The following is a 17,187-nucleotide window of genomic DNA, read 5'->3' on the forward strand; positions in this document are numbered from 1 at the left end:
ACCGGCGTGCGCCGGGCCGGCGGCGTTTGCCGTCGGCGGTGGCGGGGTGGCAGCGTGGCTCGGCATGGGTGATCGGCACGAGGTGTTGTTGTCGCAGGCGGTACGGCTGCGGGAGGAGGGCACCGCGCAGGCGCGCGAGCGCCTGGTGGACCTCGCGGACCGGCATCCGCAGGACACGGGGATCGCGTACCAGGCGGCGTGGGCGCACGACGCCGCCGGCCTGGAGGTGGAGGCGGTCCCGTTCTACGAGCGGGCCCTGACGGGTACGGGCCTGTCCCCGGAGGATCGGCACGGGGCGTACCTGGGACTCGGCAGCACGTACCGGGTGCTGGGGCGGTACGAGGAGTCGCTGGCGACGCTGCGTCGGGCCCTGGACGAGTTCCCGGACGATCCGGCCCTGCGTACGTTCCTGGGGATGGCGCTCTACAACGTCGGCGAGGCCCGGGAGGCCGTCCGGAGCCTGCTCAAGGTGATCGTGTCCACCAGCGAGGACGCGGGGGTATGGCGGTACCGCCGGGCGATCGGGTACTACGCCGACAACCTGGACGAGACGCAGTAGCGGCGGGTCGCGTGGGGCTGACGCGTCAGGGCGGCGGCGGTGCGGTGCTGTCCCGGACGACCAGTTCGGTGGGGAGCAGGACGTGTTCGGCGGTTACCGTACGCCCAGCCCTGGTGTCCTCGATCGCCCTGGTGAGCGCGGCGGCGGCGACCCGGCCCTTGGCCTCGACGTCCTGGCGGACGGTGGTCAGCGCCGGCCGGAGCTGGCTGGCCAGCGGACTGTCGTCGAAGCCGACCACCGAGAGTTCCGCCGGCACCCGGATCCCGAGTTCCTCGGCGGCCTGGAGGGCGCCGTAGGCGACCGCGTCGGAGAAGCAGAGGATCGCGGTCGGGCGGTCGGGGCGGTCCAGCAGCAGCCGGGCACCGGCCTTCGCCTGCTCCGGAACGGAACCGTCCTGGCGGGCCACCAACGGCGTGATCCCGGCGGCGTCGAGGGCGTCGCGCCAGCCGAGCAGCCGCTGCCTGGACGCGTGCCCGTCGACCGCGATGTCCTCGGGGTCGATCAGCCCGTGTACGCCGTGCATGCCGGACATCAGCAGTCCGATTCTCCGGTGTCCCAGGTCGATGAGGTGCGCGGCGGCGGCACGGGCCCCGGACCGGTCGTCCACGTTGGCGGCGGGGATGCCCTCGACCGGGTCCTGGTCGACGTAGACCAGGGGAAGCCGGCGACGCGTGAGGTACTGGACCGCGGTTGACGTCGGGTCGCAGGAGTAGACCAGCGCACCGTCCATCGCCACGTCCCGGGCCGGAATGACGTCGCCGTCGTCGGACGAGGTCAGCAGGGTCAGGGCCAGACCGGTCGGACCGAGCTGTTCCGCGATCGCGCCGAGGAAGCTGGTGGCGACCAGGTCGGTGAAGGCGAAGCGCAGGGAGGAGGTCAGCACGATGCCGACGGCTCCGGTGGTGCCTTTCGCCAGGGCCCGGCCCGCCGGATCGGGCCCGGCGTAGCCGACCTCCCGAGCGGCGTCCAGGATCCGTTCGCGTAGCGCGGCGGAGAGCTGGTCGGGTTTGGAGAACGCGTTCGACACGGTCATCCGGCTGACGCCGACGCGGTCGGCGATCGTCTGCAACGTCACCCGTGGCGCCACGTCACCGCCAGTTGCTGGTCTGCGTCCGTCGCCGGGGCCGGGGGAGTGGCCGCCGGGGCGGATGGTCCGGTTCGGCGCCGAGAGGCTCGTCACGGGCACCGGTTTGCCCATCGAGGTTAGCAGGGTGCCGGTCGGGTCGGCTCGATCACGCGGGCGGCGCGGACGAGGGCCTCGGCGACCTTCGTACGGACCAGCCGGGTGCGTCGCGCCCGTTCGACGTACGGGACGACGGGGGCGTCGGGGCGGGCGCTGTTGAACTCGAACTCGACGTCGTTCAGGGCGATGACAAAGGCGGCGGGCATTTCCATGATGACCTCCAGTTTTCTTCTGTACCGATACAGTAAGCTCGCTGACTGTATCGGTCAAGAGATTTCCTTGACCGGTACAGAAAGTCTTCCGGTGCCAGCGCGACCGTGACAAAAACGGGTCGCCCGGTCCTGCCCGGGACCGCTACGGTTCGATCGCCGCGTTCCCTACCGAGGAGGCGATCACGATGAGCCGTGACTACGACGCCGAGGCGTCCTTTTGAGCCGACCAGCAAGCGCCGCAGGGGGTTCCCTCTAGCGAGTCGCAGGTGAAACGGGGGCACCGGGTCGTCGGTGTCGACACCGAGCTGGTCGAGAAGCTCGGCGGCAGGGACCCCTGTCCATGTGGTTCCGGGCGGCGGTTTCCGCCGCTGCTGCCGTACCGGTGGGCGGTTTGACGACACCAACGCCCACTACTACTGGCGAGACTGATGTTCCCGAGGGGTGCCGGGTGACCCGGCACCCCTCGGTTGTCGTTGCTCCGGGGCCCCTCGGGCGTTCCAGGGAAGCCCAGTTCAGGGCCATGACGGCGGTCTAGAGTCGGATGTGAGCCGGCTCGACCGGTGTGCGACCTGCGCCGAGTGCCCGCCTGCCTTGCGGACGTAGAGGAAGGGCGACGATGAGCACGATCACCACCAAGGACGGCACCGAGATCTACTACAAGGACTGGGGCGAGGGTCCGGTCGTCACGTTCTCGCACGGGTGGCCGTTGAGCGCGGACGCCTGGGACGGGCAGCTGCTCTTCCTCGTACAGAACGGCTTCCGGGTGGTCGCGCACGACCGTCGCGGTCATGGCCGATCGAGCCAGACCTCCGCCGGCAACAACATGGACGGGTACGCGGACGACCTCGCCGCCGTCATCGAGGCGCTCGACCTGACCGGTGCCAGCCTCGTCGGCCACTCCACCGGTGGTGGCGAGGTGGCCCGCTACATCGGTCGGCACGGCACCGGACGGGTCGCCAAGGCGGTGCTCATCTCGGCGGTGCCCCCGCTGATGTTGCAGACCAAGGCCAACCCCGAAGGGCTGCCGAAGAGCGTCTTCGACGAGCTGCGTGCCGGACTCTTCAAGGACCGGTCGCAGTTCTACAAGGATCTCGCCCTGATGTTCTACGGCGCGAACCGGTCGGGTGCGAAGGTCTCGCAGGGCATCCTGGACCAGTTCTGGCTCTGGAGCATGCAGTCGGGTCTGAAGAACGCCTACGACAGCATCGAGGCCTTCTCCGAGACGGACTTCACCGAGGACCTGAAGAAGTTCGACATCCCGACCCTGGTCATGCACGGCGAGGACGACCAGATTGTCCCGGTCAAGGACTCGGGGCCGAAGTCGGCCCAGCTCATTCCGGGATCACAGGAGATCTACTACCCCGGCGCGCCGCACGGGATGACCGCGACCCTCCAGGACAAGGTCAACGAGGACCTGCTCGCCTTCCTTAAGAGCTGAGAGGCCGTACCGGACGTAAGCGGAACAAGGGCGGCAATCAAATAGGGGTGGAGGAACGCCGCCCCGATGTTTCTGTCAGATGGAGCGGCGACGTCTGTCTCGCTGTTTGGCCTCATGTGCGATCAGCCAGCCGAGGATGCGTACGTGGAGGCCGGAAGGAGTCGCTCGCACTCCGTTGTCCACCGCCACCGTGTCGAGTTCGACCAGGGCTGTGGTGAACTGCAAGCCGAGGTACAGGTACAGCTCGATCCGGCGGTCGGGCAGATACGCGGCCACCAGGTTCAGTCGGGCGTCCGGGCAGGGCCACGGGCGGGCATCGACTCGGCAGATCCAGAGTGGCCGGAGCGGTGTGTGCTCGGCCAACTCGGGGATGACGAGGTCGCACAGGTCGTTCATAACGGCGGAAGCTCCTGCTCCATGAAGTGCGGTGTGACCAGGTTCAGACGACGCGGGACGCGACCGGGAAGCGCTTCGCGGTGGACGGCCACGGATATTTCCTCGCCCTCGACGTGGTCCACGATTTCGATGCCGCCCAGCGGCACCCATTCCGCTACGAGCATGTCGATGCGTTCCGGTAGGCGGGTCAATCGGAGGGTCAGCTCCGCCTTGCCGGGCTGAAGCTTGTTCTCTGCTCTGCGGTGGTAGTCGGCCGGTTGGAAAGTCAGTACGTTGCCCACGCTCAGGGTTGTCATCCGCGTTCGTTCCATCGGGTTGTCCCGTAGCAGGTTCGTTGGCCGAGGGTCCACGGGCGTTCCTGGAACCGGGTGGTTTCCTCGGTGGCCCAGGCGGGGCGTGTCGGAGGTGGGGGCGTTGGTGGTGCGGGGGGCGGCGGTGCCGGTGGCGCGACGAGTCTGATCAGCCAGTCGACCCAGATATGCCAGACGAACATCCCGCACCCCTTTTCGATGTTGGAAGCGGGGCTGTCCCGTAGGGAGGTTGGGACAGCCCCGCGCAGTCCCGCCCGTCCTTTGAATGCGGGCGACATCCGAGGGATGTGGATTCGAGCGGAACCGCTAGGTGACAGTCTGGTTAGGACTGCACTACCGTCGATAGGGGCGCGCAGGGTTCGCGCAGGTCAGGAGCCGATTGGGTAACGGCGAGCAAGTGGTGATCGTTGCCGAGAAGTAGAGGGGGAATCGATGAGCGAATTGATCGAGTACGTGCTTGAAGAGCTGCGGCTGGCGCGCACCGAGCGTGAGATGAGTCAGGAAGAGTTCGGAAAAGCCATCGGATACTCGGGGTCCCACGTCAGCTCCGTGGAGACCGGCCAGCGTCCGCCGACGCCGCCGTACGTCGACAAGATCGATGAGGTGTTCAAGACCGGCGGCAGGTACGCGCGGATGATGCGCAAGCTGGCAAAGCTCGAACTTTCCCCAACCTGGCTTCGACAGTGGATTGAGTACGAGGCATCCGCGCTCACGTTGCGTTGGTACGAGGCAACCTGCGTACCCGGACTCTTGCAGACTGAGGCGTACGCGCGGGCGACGATGGCAGGCGGTCGGTTCACCCCGGAGGAGGTCAACCAAGCCGTGGCATCCCGACTGGACCGGCAGAAGATCCTGGAGCGTGAAACGCCACCTCAACTGAACGTGATCATCGACGAGCAGATCATCCATCGACCCGTGCTTGACCGACCGGGATTGATGCTGGCCCAGTGTGAGCGGATCATCGAGTTGGCGGAGCTTGACCACGTTCAGGTCGGGCTAGTGCCGTCCGACGCGGGAATGTATATCGGTATGTCCGGACAGTTCATCATTGCCGAGTTGCCCGACGGAAGGCGGGTAGCGCACGCCGACAACCAGCTCCGCGCACAGATCGTTGATGACGCTAGCGATGTTGCTAGGCTGGCCAGGACGTGGGAGATAGTCCGGAATCACACCCTCCCAATGCGGCAATCGCTCCAGCGGATCAAGGAAGTGACGAAGACATGGACGTGACCGGCGCCAAGTGGCGGAAGTCCACCAAGTCCAGCGGCAACGGCGGGTCGTGCGTCGAGGTCGCCGACAACCTCCCTGGTCGCGTGCTCGTGCGGGACACCAAGGACCGCGACGGCGGCACCCTGACCTTCGGCCCGGACCAGTGGCAGGGGTTCGTGAACCTCGCCAAGAAAATCGGCCTGGTTAGCTGACTGCGAAACCCCGGAAGCCCCCGACCTGACTGGCCGGGGGCTTCCGTGTGTCCGAACTGCCAGGGGTCGCGGGCGGTTAGGCTGGTCGGGTGCGTCTCGTGATCATGGCGGACACCCACCTGCCGAAGCGGGCCCGAGACCTGCCGGCCGAGCTGTGGGCCGCCCTCGATTCCGCCGATGTGGTCTTCCACGCCGGTGACTGGGTGGACGAATCCCTGCTCGACGCCCTGTCCGCGCGCAGTGCCCGACTGGTCGGGGTGTACGGCAACAACGACGGGCTTGAGCTGCGGAAACGGCTGCCGGAGATCGCCCGAACCGAGCTGGACGGGCTCCGGATCGCGGTGGTGCACGAAACCGGGCCGGCGGCCGGGCGGGAGCAGCGCTGCGCGGCCCGGTTCCCGGACACCGACTTGCTGATCTTCGGTCATTCGCACATTCCCTGGGACAGCGAGGCGCCCGGCGGGCTGCGCCTGCTGAACCCCGGTTCGCCGACCGACCGGCGCCGGCAACCGTACGCCAGTTATCTCACCGCCGAGGTCACCGGCGGCCGTCTGGACGCCGTCACCCTGCACCCGCTACCGGCCCGCCGGCCGCCGGAGTCACCCCGCTGACCGAAACCCGCAGTACGCGGGGAGACTCCTTTATCCGCCGTCGATGAGTCGTGAGCGGTTCTGCCATGATGGTGCCTCGTGACTCTCGTTGATCTCGCCCATCGGGTGAACACCGTCGCCCGCCTGTCCGGCCGGTTCGTGCTCCGTTCCGGCCGTGTCGCCGACGAGTACTTCGACAAGTACCGCTTCGAGGCCGATCCGGTGCTGCTCGACGCCCTCGCCGCCGAGATGGCCGCGCTCGTACCGCCGGAGACCGAGGTCCTCGCCGGGCTGGAACTCGGCGGCATCCCGGTGGTGACCGCGCTGGGCCGGCACACCGGGCTGCCGTGCGCGTTCGTCCGCAAGGTCGCCAAGTCGTACGGCACCGCCAGGTTGGCCGAGGGTGCCGACGTCGGCGGCGCCCGGGTCCTGATCGTCGAGGACGTGGTCACCTCCGGCGGCCAGATCGCCATCTCCACCGGTCAGCTCCGCGAGCTGGGGGCGAAGATCGAACACGCGCTCTGCGTGATCGACCGGCAGGAGGGCGGTGCCGAGGCGCTGGCCGCCGACGGGATCGCGCTCAGGTCGCTGCTCACCCGCGCAGACCTGGACCGGGCCGCGACCGCCTGACCGGCCGGCCACACGGGCTCTAGATCGCGGCGTACGGAGTGTGCTCCACCGGGACCGCCTCGCCGGCCGAGACCGGTCCCGGCGGGGCGCCGTCGCCGAACGGGCGCCCGCCCAGCGACTCCCGCCCGTGCGGGTCGAGCCAGCCGGAAAGGTCCGGACCGATCGGCACGATGCCGGTCGGGTTGATGTCCCGGTGCACCACGTAGTAGTGCTCCTTGATCTGCTCGAAGTCGACCGTGTCCCCGAATCCGGGGGTCTGGAACAGGTCACGGGCGTACGCCCACAGCACCGGCATCTCGGTGAGCTTCTGCCGGTTGCACTTGAAGTGCCCGTGGTAGACCGGATCGAAGCGGACCAGCGTGGTGAACAGCCGGACGTCGGCCTCGGTGATCGTGTCACCGACCAGGTAACGCTGCCCCTCGAGCCGGGCGGAGAGCCAGTCGAGCCGGTCGAACAGCCGCTTGTACGCCCGCGCGTACGCCTCCTGGGAGCCGGCGAAGCCGCAGCGGTAGACGCCGTTGTTCACGTCGCCGAACACCACCCGGTTCACCTCGTCGATCTCCTCCCGCAGCTCCTCCGGGTAGAGCCTCGGCGCGTCCGGCCGGTGGTAGGCGGTCCACTCGGTGGAGAGGTCCAGCGACATCCGCGCGTAGTCGTTGGTCACCACCTGCCCGGTCGGTACGTCGACGATCGCCGGGACGGTGATGCCGCGCTCGTAACCGGGGAAGCGGGCGAAGTACGCCTCCTGGAGGCGTTCGATGCCGAGCACCGGGTCACGCCCGCCCGGATCGAGGTCGAACGTCCAGCTCCGCTTGTCGTGCGTCGGCCCGGCCAGTCCCAGCGACAGGACGTCCTCCAGTCCCAGCAGCCGACGGATGATCACCATCCGGCTCGCCCACGGGCAGGCCCGGCTGGCCACCAGCCGGTAGCGGTCGGGTTCCACCGGATAGCCGTCACGCCCGTCGGCGGTGATCCGGGTGGCGATGTAACGCTGGTCGCGGGTGAATTCGCCGCCGGGATTCACGTAGGTGCCGCCGGCATCGTTCGTCTTCGACATTCCGCTATCGTCGCGCATCCGGCCCGTTCCGGACGCCCGTTTACCGCCTCGAACGGACCGGAACGCACCGGCCGCCGCCCGGCGTACGGGCGGCGGCCGACGGGGTTCGGCGTGGATCAGAGGGTGAGCGTCCAGGTGTTGATGTAGCCGGTGTCGATCGGGCCGACGTCCTGCACCCGCAGCCGCCAGGTGCCGTTCGCCGCCTCGCTGGACAGGTTCGCCGTGTACGTGGTGTTCACGTTGTCGGCGCTGTCGCTGGAGCTGTTCTTCAGCCGGTACGCGCTGTTGTCCGGCGCGACCAGGTCGATGACCAGGTCACCACGGTAGGTGTGGACGATGTTGACCGCGATCGTCGAGCCGGTCCCGGCGTTGCGGTTGCAGCCGGCGATGGTGATGCTGCTGGTCACCGCCGCACCGTTGTCCGGGATGGCGACGTCGGTGCCGTTCGTGCCGGAGCAACCGCCACCCCCGCCACCGGTCACCGTCAGCGCGTACGACGTCGAGTGCGACACGCTCCCGGTCCCGGTGACCGTCACCGTGTACGTGCCGGCCGGAGTCGACGTCGAGGTGGTCAACGTCAGGGTGGACGAACCGCCGGCGGTCACCGACGACGGGCTGAAGGCTGCGGTCGTACCCGAGGGTAGGCCGGTGGCGGAGAGCGCGACCGTCTGCGCGGACCCGGCGGTCACCGCGGTGCTGATCGTGGTCGTCGCGACCGCACCCGGCGCGACGCTGCCGGCGGTCGGCGACGCCGAGATGGAGAAGTCGTTCGACGCGGTGCCACAGGTCGGCTCGCTCGACTGGGCCGGGACGCTGATCGCGTTCCAGGCCGCCTTGACCGTGTTGAACTCGGTGCAGCTACCCGGGTAGAGGTTCTTCGCCGCGTTCAGGGTGGCGACCCGGATGTTGGCGTAACGCCAGCTCGACGTCTTGGCCAGCAACGCGTTGTAGTAGATCTCGCCGGCCTTGCGGATGCTGATGCCGGTGACCGTGGAGCTGTTGCAGGTCGGGCTCGCCGGCTTGCCGCTGCCCGGGTTGGAACCCTCGGCGGTCAGGTAGAACCAGTGGTTCAGCGGACCCGCGGCGGCGTGCACCTCGGTGTTCGGGATCGAGGTGGACCAGCAGTTCGGGTCGCCGGCCAGGGACGGGTTGTACATGTAGCGGATCGGACCGTCACCGACCAGGTCCACCTCCTCGCCGACCTGGTAGTCCGGCGGGTCGTTGGCGTTGTTGGCGAACGCCTCGGTCAGCGCGCCGAAGATGTCACCGGTCGACTCGTTGATGCCGCCGTTCTCGTTGCCGCTGCCGGCGCCGCCCGGGGTGTACTGGAAGACCGCGTGACCCAACTCGTGCGCGACCACGTCGATCGGGGTGGCCTGGCGGGTGTTGGCCTGGTTGTGGCCGAAGTTGACGTAGCTGCCGTTCCAGTAGGCGTTCACGTCGTTGAGGCCGACCCGGATCGGCGGGCTGCCGCCGCTGCCGGTGATTCCGTTGCGGCCGAACCAGGAGCCGAGCAGGTCCCACTCCCGCTGCGCGGCGTACAGGGCGTCGACGCAGGCGGTTTCCAGGTTGGTCCCCGAGCCGTTGCCCCAGGTGTCGTCCGTGCCGGTGTACGCGGTGCCGGTCTGCCCGCCGCACCGCAGCCCGGACCGGGTCGTGTCGGTCATCGAGTACGACGAACCGGAGCCCGAGGTGTTGATGCTGACCGTGCCGTTGTAGTAGCTGTTACCGGTGCCGGCGCGGACCTCGTCGTACGAGTCGGCGACCGCGCCGGTGACGGCGTCGACGAAGACGTGCAGCTTGCTCGGCGTGTTACCGATCGAGCCGGTGACAACCGTTTCCCAGGTGAGTCGGGGTGCGCCCCAGGCGAGCACCACCAGGCGAGGGGTGGTGGTCTCGGTGGCCTTGGTGAGCTGCGCGGTGGCGGTGGCGGCAGCCCGGTCGGTGCTGACCGCCGGTGCGGTGTCGACCGCGATGGCGGACTCCTGCGCGACGGCGGTGCCGCGTACCGCACCGGTCGAGTCGGTGGTGACGACAACGTCGCCGCCGACCACCGGCAGACCACGGTAGCTGCGCTCGTACGTGACGTAGTGCAGCCCGCGGTTGCCGACCTGCACCCCCGTACGGCGCAGGGTGTCACCGGCGGAGCGGTGCAGCGCGGGGGCGGCGCTGTCGACGAGCTGGTCGGCTGCGGTGGCGGCCAGCTGGGCGGGGGCGGCGCTCGGGGCGGCCGGCACGGGTGCGGGTGCCGCGACACCGGGTGTCGCGGTCAGCGTCAGTGCCGTGCCGGTGGCGAGCGCCACCAGGCTGTGGCTGAGAACCTTGCGTCTCACCTGGGTACTCCTTCTTCCGCCCGATGGGGCGGGTCAGCCGGGGGTTGGCCGGCCGCACCGGTGGGTGACGGCGGACCGGGTCGACAGTGGGTCGACAGTGGAGCGTGCGATGACACGCTAGGCATCGACGCCTGTCACCGAATCAGGGAAATCCCTTGCCGGCGCCCGGCCCGGCCTCGACGGCGTTTGCCGGGTCGGTCGTTCAGCGGTCGGATGAGTCGTTCGGCGTTGCGGTCCGCCGGTCAGCGTTCGTTGAGTCGCGAGCTGAGCTGGGTGCGGGACCGGACACCGAGCTTGCGGTAGACCCTGGTCAGGGTCGCCTCGACGGTCTTCACGCTGATGAACAGCCGGGTGGCGATCTCCCGGTTGCTCGCCCCCTGCCGGACCAGCCCGGCGATGTGCGCCTCGGTCGAGGTGAGCCCCTCGGTGGAGCCGGGCCTGCCGTTGGACTGCCGATCCCCGGCGACGGCGGTAGCCCCGGCCACGAGTCGCGGGTGTTCGGGCGTACGGGCGGCCCCGTCGGGTGCGTACGGGCCGGTCGAGACGCCCTCGGCCCGGGCCAGGGTCCGGGTGGTCTGCTCCACCCACGGCTTCGCCTCGACCTGGAGGAAGATGGTCAGCGCGGCACCGACCGCGACCCGGGCGGCGGCGTACCGGCGGCGACGGCGTTCGGCACCGCCCTGGACGAGCAGCGCGTGCCCGCGTTCGATCGGCTGGTGCAGGGTGGCGAAGCACTCCGCTGCGGCGGCGGACAGGTCGACCGCCGAACCCGGATCGCCCCGCTCGGCCAGGACCAGGGCCGCCGCCCGGTCGAGCTGGGCAAGCACACCGGTGCAGTGGCCGAGCCGCAACGCCGCCCGTCGCCCCAGCGCGATGGTCTCGGTCGCCTCGTCGTACGCACCCAGCGCGGCCAGGCCGGCGGCCAGGTCACCGTGCCAGCGCAGCATCGACGGGTCGGCGACGCCCTGTGCGGCCTCCAGGTCGCGCAACCGGCGCAGCGCCTCCACCCCGGCCCGGTGCTGCCCCGCGCGCAGCCGCGCCTGGCCGAGCACGTGCAGGTTGCGGCAGAGGAAGATGTTGTCCCGTTCCTGTTCGGAGGCGCGCACCCCACGTTCGGCGTACGCGAGGGCGCGGGCCACGCTGCCGCCGGCCAGTTCCGCCACGGCCAGGGTGTACCAGCAGGGGCCGGGGCTGAGTCGGGTCTGCTCGCAGACGCGCATCGCCCGCTGCGCGTGCTGCAACGCCTCCCGGCACCGGCCGGCGCGGGCCGAGACCTCGGCCAGGCTGCGCAGCACCCCGATCAGCTCCTCACCCCCGCCCCGCTCGGCGGTGGCGAGCATGGTGAGCAGTTCGGCGCGGGCGGCGTCGAGCCGGTCGTCGGCGAGGGCGAACCGGGCGGACAGGTAACGCGGAGTCAGGTGCAGCCAGCCGGTCTGCTCCGGCACCGGCAGCGCGAGCGCCCGGGCCAGGGTGTCGACGTAGTCCGGGTGGCCGCGTACCCGCTGCACCTGGGCCCGTACGCCGAGGGCCATCGCCTCGGTGGTCCGGTCGCCCGCGGCCCGCGCGGCGGCGATCGCCCCGTCGATCTCGGCCACCGCCCGGTCCGGTGTGCCGGCGACCAGCGCACGCCAGGCCAGCCGCAGCCGCAGCGGCGCGAGCAGGGCGACCTCGCTCTCGGCGTCGGCGAGCGCCGCGGCGAACGCCTGGTCCATCTCGCCGAGCGCCTGACCGGCCAGGTCGATCAGCGCCATCCGGGCCCGGACCCGGTGCGCCGCCGTCGCGTCCCCGGCGAGCACCGCCTCGGCGGCCCGGCCGGCGAGGTCGGGTTGCCCGGCCGCTGCCGCCGCCTCCGCGGCGCTGACCAGCCACTCCTGCCGGGGCCAGCCGGGTGGGGTGCGGTCGGCGGCGAGCAGGTACAGCTCGGCGACCAGCCCCCGCGCACCCCGGCGCAGCGCGGCCTCGGCCGCCGCGACCAGGGACCGGGTCACCTCGGCTGCCGGCCCCGCGCCGGCCAGCGCCCGGTGCCGGGCGTCCTCGGCCCGGTCGGTCGCCACCCCGGCCAGCGCGGCGTGGATGGCCGCCCGGCGCGGTGACTCCGCCTCGTCGACCAGCACGGTCGCCACCCCGGTCGGGGTGAAGCGCACCACCGGGCCGTCGAGCCGGACCAGCCCCGCCGAGCCGGCGAGCCGGATCTCCCGTTCGGCGTCCGGGCGCCCGGCCAGGCAGAGCTGCGCCACCGTCGGGCGGGTGGCGAGCGCGGCCACCAGCAGCGTGTCGGCCACCCCGGCCGGCAGCGCGTCGATCCGCTGGCGCAGCCGGGCCCGTACGGGTTCGGGCAGCGGTACCGGGCGCCAGGCCGGTTCCGGGTCGGGTCCGAAGGCCCCGCCGAGCGCCAGCGCCAGGTACGGATTGCCACCGCTGTCGGCGTGCAGCCGGCTCGCCGCCCGGCACGGCAGCCCGTGCGCCTCCAACAGCGCGGCCAGGTCGTCGGCGGCCAGCGGCGGTACGGTCAGCTCCAGCACCGGCGGTGGGCAGAGCCGGCTGGCCCAGTGGTCCGAGCCGGGCTCGACCAGCCGCCGGGCGGCCACCGTACGGATCGGCTGGTCGCCGATGCGGCGTACGACGTAACCGAGCATGCCGGCCGAGGCGGCGTCGAGCCACTGGGTGTCGTCGAGCACCAGCAGGACCGGCTGCCGGGCGGCCACCGTTTCCAGCACCCGGCGCAGCGCCCGCCGGCAGGCCAGCTCGAACGCGGGATCGCCGTTGTACGACGCGTCCGGGCCACCGGTGCCGATGGTGCCGGACAGGACCGCCTCGATCGCGGCCCGGTACGGCGACGGCAGCGGGTCCACCGCACTCGCCGGCAGTTGGGTGAACAGGTCGACCAGGCCGGAGTAGAGCAGCGACCGTTCGGGTTCGGCCGGGCTGAGTCGCAGCACGAGTTCCCCGCGCCCGGCCGCCGTGGCGGCGACCGCGTCCAGCAGCGCGGACTTGCCGATGCCGTCGGGACCGGCGAGCACCACCCCGCCGCCCGCGGCGAGCCGCCGTTCGATGCCGGCCAGCAGCTCCGTCCGGCCGAGGAGGCCGGGTCGTCCTTCGGCAGGGAGGTCTCCGCCCAGCGCCATCCCCCTACGTTGCCGAGCCGGGTGGCTCCGACCCGTGGTCGGGGTCCCGGCGGCCTTCGTGCAGTCGATGCCGCACGTCAGCCTAGGAGCTGCACCTCAATACATCAATAGGTGTGCATAGGTGATGGTCTTGAGTGCTGACTGTCGGGGCCGGAGCGGCTACGGTGCTAGCAGGATCCACTGCAAAGGGTGACTCCGGGACGGGGGACATCGACCATGGCCGACCACACTCCACAGTGGAACAGACTTGACCCGTCCGTCTACGCCGAACTCGACGCCCTGCTCGGCCCGGTCGACGCCGACCTGCTCCGTACCTATCCCGGACCGGCCCAGGGGCGGCAACCGGTGCACACCGTCTACCTGCCCGCCGACCGGATGCATCCCGGCGTGGTGTCGGAGTGGGGGTCGGCGGCGCTCGCCGTACTGGCCGGGTTTCCACCGCCGCCGTACGCCGCCGACCTGCACGACCGGGTGGTCGGCAAGCTCGACCGGGAACCGATCGAGGACCTGCGGATCGACTTCGAGGACGGGTACGGCGTACCCGCCGACGGGGTCGAGGACGCGGCGGCCCGAAACGCCGCCAAGGCCCTGCGGGCGGCCGGACCACTGCCGTTCAGCGGGCTGCGGATCAAGAACCTGGAGGGGCCGAGCCGGCACCGGGCCGTACGCACCCTGGACATCTTCCTGGAGGCGCTGGACGGGCCGCCACCGGACGGTTTCGTGGTGACCCTGCCGAAGGTCAGCGCACCCGCACAGGTCGAGGCGATGGTCGTGCTCTGCGAGCGGCTGGAGGCGGCACACGGGCTGCCCGTACGGACATTGCGGTTCGAGGTGCAGGTGGAGACGCCGCCGGCCGTACTCGGCTCGGACGGCACCGCCACCGTCGCCCGGATGATCGGTGCGGCGAGCGGCCGGTGCACCGCCCTGCACTACGGCACCTACGACTACAGCGCGGCACTCGGCGTCGCCGCGGCGCAGCAGAGCATGGCGCACCCGGTCGCCGACTTCGCCAAGGCGGTGATGCAGGTGGTCGCCGCCGGCACCGGCGTACGCCTCTCCGACGGCTCGACCAACGTGCTCCCGGTCGGCTCCGAAGCCGACGTACGGGCCGCCTGGCACCTGCACGCCGGGCTGGTCCGACGTTCCCTCGAACAGGGGCTCTACCAGGGTTGGGACATGCACCCGGCGCAGTTGCCGACCCGGTTCGCCGCCACGTACGCCTTCTTCCGCGACGGGCGGGTGGCGGCGCAGCGGCGGTTGCGGGCGTACCTGGAGCGGCAGGCGAGCGGGGTGCTCGACGAGCCGGCGACGGCGCGGGCGCTGGCCGGGTTCCTGCTGCGCGGCCTGGACTGTGGCGCGTACGACCCCGACGAGGCCGGGTTCGACCGGGCCGAGTTGGCGGCACTGTGACCCGCCACCGGAGCCCGGACCGATCGGCGACATCCAGCAGAAGGTGGTGGGCATGAGCGGCGAGGAGAACAACGGCGACTACGACCTGGTGTTGCGCTCGCGTCGGGTGGTGACGCCGCAGGGGGAGCGCCCGGCGGCGGTCTGCCTGCGCGACGGGCGGATCGCCGCCATCGAGGACTACCACGCGGTGGCCGGCGAGGACCTCGGCGAACTGGCGCTGCTGCCCGGTCTGGTGGACACCCACGTGCACGTCAACGAGCCGGGGCGGACCGAGTGGGAGGGCTTCCCGACCGCCACCCGGGCGGCCCTGGCCGGCGGGGTGACCACCATCGTGGACATGCCGCTGAACTCGCTGCCGCCGACGGTGACCGCCGACGCGCTACGGATCAAGCGGCGGGCCGCCGCCGGCCGGTGCCACGTCGACGTCGGGTTCTGGGGCGGGGCGGTACCGGGCAACCTCGCCGACCTGCCCGCCCTGCACGCCGCCGGGGTGCTCGGCTTCAAGGCGTTCCTGGTCGACTCCGGGGTGCCGGAGTTCCCGCCGCTCGACCCGGCCGGACTGTGGCGGGCGCTGGAGGCGGTGGACGCCCTGTTCGTCCTGCACGCCGAGGACCCGGCCGAGATCCTGCCCACCCCGGAAACCGGCCGGTACGCCGACTTCGTCGCCACCCGCCCACCGCTGGCCGAGTCGAAGGCGGTCGCCACCGTGCTCGCCGCGGCCCGGGCCACCGGTGCGCGGGTGCACATCCTGCACCTCAGCGCCGCCGAGGCGCTGCCACTGATCTCCGAGGCCCGCCGCGACGGCGTACGGGTGACCGCCGAGACCTGCCCGCACTACCTGGCGTTGACCGCGGAGGAGGTGCCCGACGGGGCGACCGAGTTCAAGTGCTGCCCGCCGATCCGGTCGGCCGACAACCGCGACGCGCTCTGGGCGGGGCTGGCCGCCGGGCTGATCGACTGCGTCGTCTCCGACCACTCGCCCTGCCCGCCGGCGCTGAAGAACTTCGACCGGGGCGACTTCGCCTCCGCCTGGGGCGGCATCGCGTCGTTGCAGCTCGGCCTGCCGGTGATCTGGACCCAGGCCCGTCAGCGCGGACACAGCCTCGCCGACGTGGTCCGTTGGATGGCGCGTCGCCCGGCCGAGATCGCCGGCCTGCCCGCCAAGGGGCGGATCGAACCCGGTGCTGACGCCGACCTGGTCGCGTTCGCCCCCGACGGTCGGTTCACGGTCGAACCGGCCCTGCTGCGGCACCGCCACCCGATCACCCCGTACGCCGGTCGGAAGTTGTTCGGCGAGGTCCGGGCGACCTGGCTGCGCGGCGACCAGGTCCGGCCGGACGAGCCGCCGCGCGGCCGGTTCCTGCGCCGGGGGGCCTGATGGCCGACTTCACCGAGCTGCCCGACCTCGCCTCCCGGTTGCTCGGCGGTTCGGTGGTCGACGCCAACGACGAGTTCTTCGCCGCCCGGGACAACCTGGTCAACACCGGTGCGCCGACGTTCACCCCGCAGACCTTCGGGGCAAAGGGCCAGGTGTACGACGGCTGGGAGACCCGCCGCCGCCGGGAACCCGGCCACGACCACGCGACCGTCCGGCTCGGCGCGCCCGGTGTGATCTCCGGGGTGGTGGTCGACACCGCCTTCTTCACCGGCAACTTTCCGCCTTTCGTCTCGGTGCAGGCGTGCGGCCTGGAGGGTTATCCGAGCCCGGCCGAGTTGGCCGCCGCCGACTGGTTGACGATCGTGCCCCGCTCGGCGGTGCAGGGCGACACCGCGAACGCCTTCGCGGTGACGGACCCGCACCGGTTCACCCACGTGCGGCTGAACATCTTCCCGGACGGCGGGGTGGCCCGGCTGCGGGTGCACGGGACGGTCGTACCGGATCCCCGGCTCTTCCCGGACGGTCAGGTCGACCTCGCGGCCCTGGAGTACGGCGGTCGGGTCACCGACTGCAGCAACCGCTTCTACGGGTCGCCGGACCAGCTCGTCGCGCCCGGCCTGGCCCGGGTGATGGGGGAGGGCTGGGAGACCGCGCGGCGCCGCGACGCCGGCAACGACTGGGTACGCGTCCGCCTCGTCGCCCCCGGCCGGATCCGGTTGGCGGAGCTGGACACCAGCCACTTCAAGGGCAACGCCCCGGGCGCCGCGTCGTTGCGCGGGATCGACACCCGGTACGCCGACCCGGCCGACGACCGGTCCTGGTTCGACCTGCTGCCCCGAGTACGCCTGCAACCCGACACCCGGCACCGGTTTCCGCTGCCCGACGCCCGTACGGCAACCGACGTCCGGCTGGACGTGTATCCCGACGGTGGGATGGCGAGACTGCGCCTGCCCGGCCGGATCGCCCCCGACGACCTGGCGAACCTCCGCCAACGCTGGTGGGACTCCCTTCCCCCCACCCACCAACACCAGCTCGACCGCTCCGCCGCCCCGACCGCCGACACCCCCTGGCGCCGCTCCTTCCCACCGCCCCCTTCGACACACCGATAGCCCTCTTGTAGAGAAAGAGGCGCTATCCGGCGGGC

General features: G+C 71.2%; 17 protein-coding genes. 10 read left to right on the plus strand and 7 right to left on the minus strand.

The genetic code is table 11. From position 1 onward, the window contains the following. Positions 1–64 precede the first annotated feature (64 nt). A complete protein-coding gene (locus ACWEFB_RS14815; RefSeq protein WP_452285688.1) occupies positions 65–559 on the plus strand; it encodes a tetratricopeptide repeat protein in 495 nt (164 codons plus the stop codon). A gap of 25 nt (positions 560–584) precedes the next feature. On the opposite strand, the gene ACWEFB_RS14820 is transcribed toward ACWEFB_RS14815, so the two are convergent. Next, positions 585–1,739, minus strand: coding sequence for a LacI family DNA-binding transcriptional regulator (locus ACWEFB_RS14820; RefSeq protein ID WP_452285690.1), 1,155 nt, complete (start codon positions 1,737–1,739; stop codon positions 585–587). Between the two features lie 23 nt (positions 1,740–1,762). Beyond that, positions 1,763–1,954 (minus strand): hypothetical protein, encoded by a 192-nt coding sequence (locus ACWEFB_RS14825; RefSeq protein ID WP_326559615.1) that lies wholly within the window; start codon positions 1,952–1,954, stop codon positions 1,763–1,765. Between the two features lie 266 nt (positions 1,955–2,220). On the opposite strand from ACWEFB_RS14825, the gene ACWEFB_RS14830 reads away from it, so the two are divergent. Both ACWEFB_RS14830 and ACWEFB_RS14835 read left to right on the plus strand, forming a co-directional pair. Next, on the plus strand, positions 2,221–2,349 hold the full coding sequence (locus tag ACWEFB_RS14830; RefSeq protein ID WP_442792037.1) for an SEC-C metal-binding domain-containing protein: 129 nt from the start codon (positions 2,221–2,223) through the stop codon (positions 2,347–2,349). A gap of 221 nt (positions 2,350–2,570) precedes the next feature. Next, a complete protein-coding gene (locus tag ACWEFB_RS14835; protein ID WP_452285693.1) occupies positions 2,571–3,392 on the plus strand; it encodes an alpha/beta fold hydrolase in 822 nt (273 codons plus the stop codon). 75 nt (positions 3,393–3,467) lie between these two features. Here ACWEFB_RS14835 and ACWEFB_RS14840 read toward each other — a convergent pair whose 3' ends face one another. Beyond that, positions 3,468–3,788: a hypothetical protein gene (locus tag ACWEFB_RS14840; protein WP_452285695.1), complete on the minus strand. Its 321-nt coding sequence runs from the start codon at positions 3,786–3,788 to the stop codon at positions 3,468–3,470. After that, positions 3,785–4,084: a hypothetical protein gene (locus ACWEFB_RS14845; RefSeq protein WP_452285697.1), complete on the minus strand. Its 300-nt coding sequence runs from the start codon at positions 4,082–4,084 to the stop codon at positions 3,785–3,787. Before ACWEFB_RS14845 ends, ACWEFB_RS14840 begins: the two co-directional genes overlap by 4 nt. Before the next feature lie 447 nt (positions 4,085–4,531). Between ACWEFB_RS14845 and ACWEFB_RS14850 the strand changes: the two genes are divergently transcribed. The 4 genes from ACWEFB_RS14850 (at position 4,532) to ACWEFB_RS14865 (ending at position 6,740) form a co-directional block, all read left to right on the plus strand. Then, entirely contained in the window at positions 4,532–5,329 is a 798-nt protein-coding gene (locus ACWEFB_RS14850) for a helix-turn-helix domain-containing protein (protein ID WP_452285699.1), read from the plus strand. Continuing rightward, positions 5,326–5,520: a DUF397 domain-containing protein gene (locus ACWEFB_RS14855; RefSeq protein ID WP_452286042.1), complete on the plus strand. Its 195-nt coding sequence runs from the start codon at positions 5,326–5,328 to the stop codon at positions 5,518–5,520. Before ACWEFB_RS14850 ends, ACWEFB_RS14855 begins: the two co-directional genes overlap by 4 nt. Before the next feature lie 89 nt (positions 5,521–5,609). Continuing rightward, on the plus strand, positions 5,610–6,131 hold the full coding sequence (locus tag ACWEFB_RS14860) for a metallophosphoesterase family protein (RefSeq protein WP_452285701.1): 522 nt from the start codon (positions 5,610–5,612) through the stop codon (positions 6,129–6,131). A gap of 78 nt (positions 6,132–6,209) precedes the next feature. After that, the gene (locus ACWEFB_RS14865; RefSeq protein ID WP_452285703.1) at positions 6,210–6,740 is read left to right on the plus strand and encodes an orotate phosphoribosyltransferase; all 531 of its coding nucleotides are present in this window, start codon (positions 6,210–6,212) and stop codon (positions 6,738–6,740) included. 19 nt (positions 6,741–6,759) lie between these two features. Here the strand turns inward: ACWEFB_RS14865 and ACWEFB_RS14870 are convergent, their stop codons facing one another. The 3 genes from ACWEFB_RS14870 to ACWEFB_RS14880 all read right to left on the minus strand — a co-directional run bounded on the left by ACWEFB_RS14870 (position 6,760) and on the right by ACWEFB_RS14880 (position 13,255). Then, positions 6,760–7,815, minus strand: coding sequence for a glutathione S-transferase family protein (locus ACWEFB_RS14870; RefSeq protein ID WP_452285705.1), 1,056 nt, complete (start codon positions 7,813–7,815; stop codon positions 6,760–6,762). Positions 7,816–7,913: 98 nt separating this feature from the next. Beyond that, on the minus strand, positions 7,914–10,130 hold the full coding sequence (locus tag ACWEFB_RS14875; protein ID WP_452285707.1) for a M4 family metallopeptidase: 2,217 nt from the start codon (positions 10,128–10,130) through the stop codon (positions 7,914–7,916). 242 nt (positions 10,131–10,372) lie between these two features. Further along, positions 10,373–13,255 carry an AAA family ATPase gene (locus ACWEFB_RS14880; RefSeq protein WP_452285709.1) on the minus strand — a complete coding sequence of 961 codons (2,883 nt, stop codon included), beginning with the start codon at positions 13,253–13,255 and terminating at the stop codon, positions 10,373–10,375. 216 nt (positions 13,256–13,471) lie between these two features. On the opposite strand from ACWEFB_RS14880, the gene ACWEFB_RS14885 reads away from it, so the two are divergent. From ACWEFB_RS14885 to alc, 3 genes are read left to right on the plus strand one after another with little or no spacing between them, the layout of a single operon-like run. Next, positions 13,472–14,665 (plus strand): DUF6986 family protein, encoded by a 1,194-nt coding sequence (locus ACWEFB_RS14885; protein WP_452285711.1) that lies wholly within the window; start codon positions 13,472–13,474, stop codon positions 14,663–14,665. Positions 14,666–14,717: 52 nt separating this feature from the next. Continuing rightward, positions 14,718–16,043, plus strand: a complete 1,326-nt coding sequence (allB, locus tag ACWEFB_RS14890; protein ID WP_326559605.1) for an allantoinase AllB — start codon at positions 14,718–14,720, stop codon at positions 16,041–16,043. Further along, positions 16,043–17,152 (plus strand): allantoicase, encoded by a 1,110-nt coding sequence (alc, locus tag ACWEFB_RS14895; RefSeq protein ID WP_452285713.1) that lies wholly within the window; start codon positions 16,043–16,045, stop codon positions 17,150–17,152. The genes allB and alc overlap by 1 nt, the downstream gene beginning before the upstream one ends. Positions 17,153–17,187 lie beyond the last annotated feature (35 nt).

This window comes from Micromonospora sp. NPDC004704 (genome assembly GCF_053601675.1).

Coding starts and splice junctions, on each gene's coding strand:
- ACWEFB_RS14835 (WP_452285693.1), top strand. CDS start 2,571: ATGAGCACGATCACCACCAAGGACGGCACCGAGATCTACTACAAGGAC.
- ACWEFB_RS14870 (WP_452285705.1), bottom strand. CDS start 7,815: ATGCGCGACGATAGCGGAATGTCGAAGACGAACGATGCCGGCGGCACC.
- allB (WP_326559605.1), top strand. CDS start 14,718: ATGAGCGGCGAGGAGAACAACGGCGACTACGACCTGGTGTTGCGCTCG.
- ACWEFB_RS14880 (WP_452285709.1), bottom strand. CDS start 13,255: ATGGCGCTGGGCGGAGACCTCCCTGCCGAAGGACGACCCGGCCTCCTC.
- ACWEFB_RS14850 (WP_452285699.1), top strand. CDS start 4,532: ATGAGCGAATTGATCGAGTACGTGCTTGAAGAGCTGCGGCTGGCGCGC.
- ACWEFB_RS14840 (WP_452285695.1), bottom strand. CDS start 3,788: ATGAACGACCTGTGCGACCTCGTCATCCCCGAGTTGGCCGAGCACACA.
- ACWEFB_RS14825 (WP_326559615.1), bottom strand. CDS start 1,954: ATGGAAATGCCCGCCGCCTTTGTCATCGCCCTGAACGACGTCGAGTTC.
- ACWEFB_RS14845 (WP_452285697.1), bottom strand. CDS start 4,084: ATGACAACCCTGAGCGTGGGCAACGTACTGACTTTCCAACCGGCCGAC.
- ACWEFB_RS14885 (WP_452285711.1), top strand. CDS start 13,472: ATGGCCGACCACACTCCACAGTGGAACAGACTTGACCCGTCCGTCTAC.
- alc (WP_452285713.1), top strand. CDS start 16,043: ATGGCCGACTTCACCGAGCTGCCCGACCTCGCCTCCCGGTTGCTCGGC.
- ACWEFB_RS14815 (WP_452285688.1), top strand. CDS start 65: ATGGGTGATCGGCACGAGGTGTTGTTGTCGCAGGCGGTACGGCTGCGG.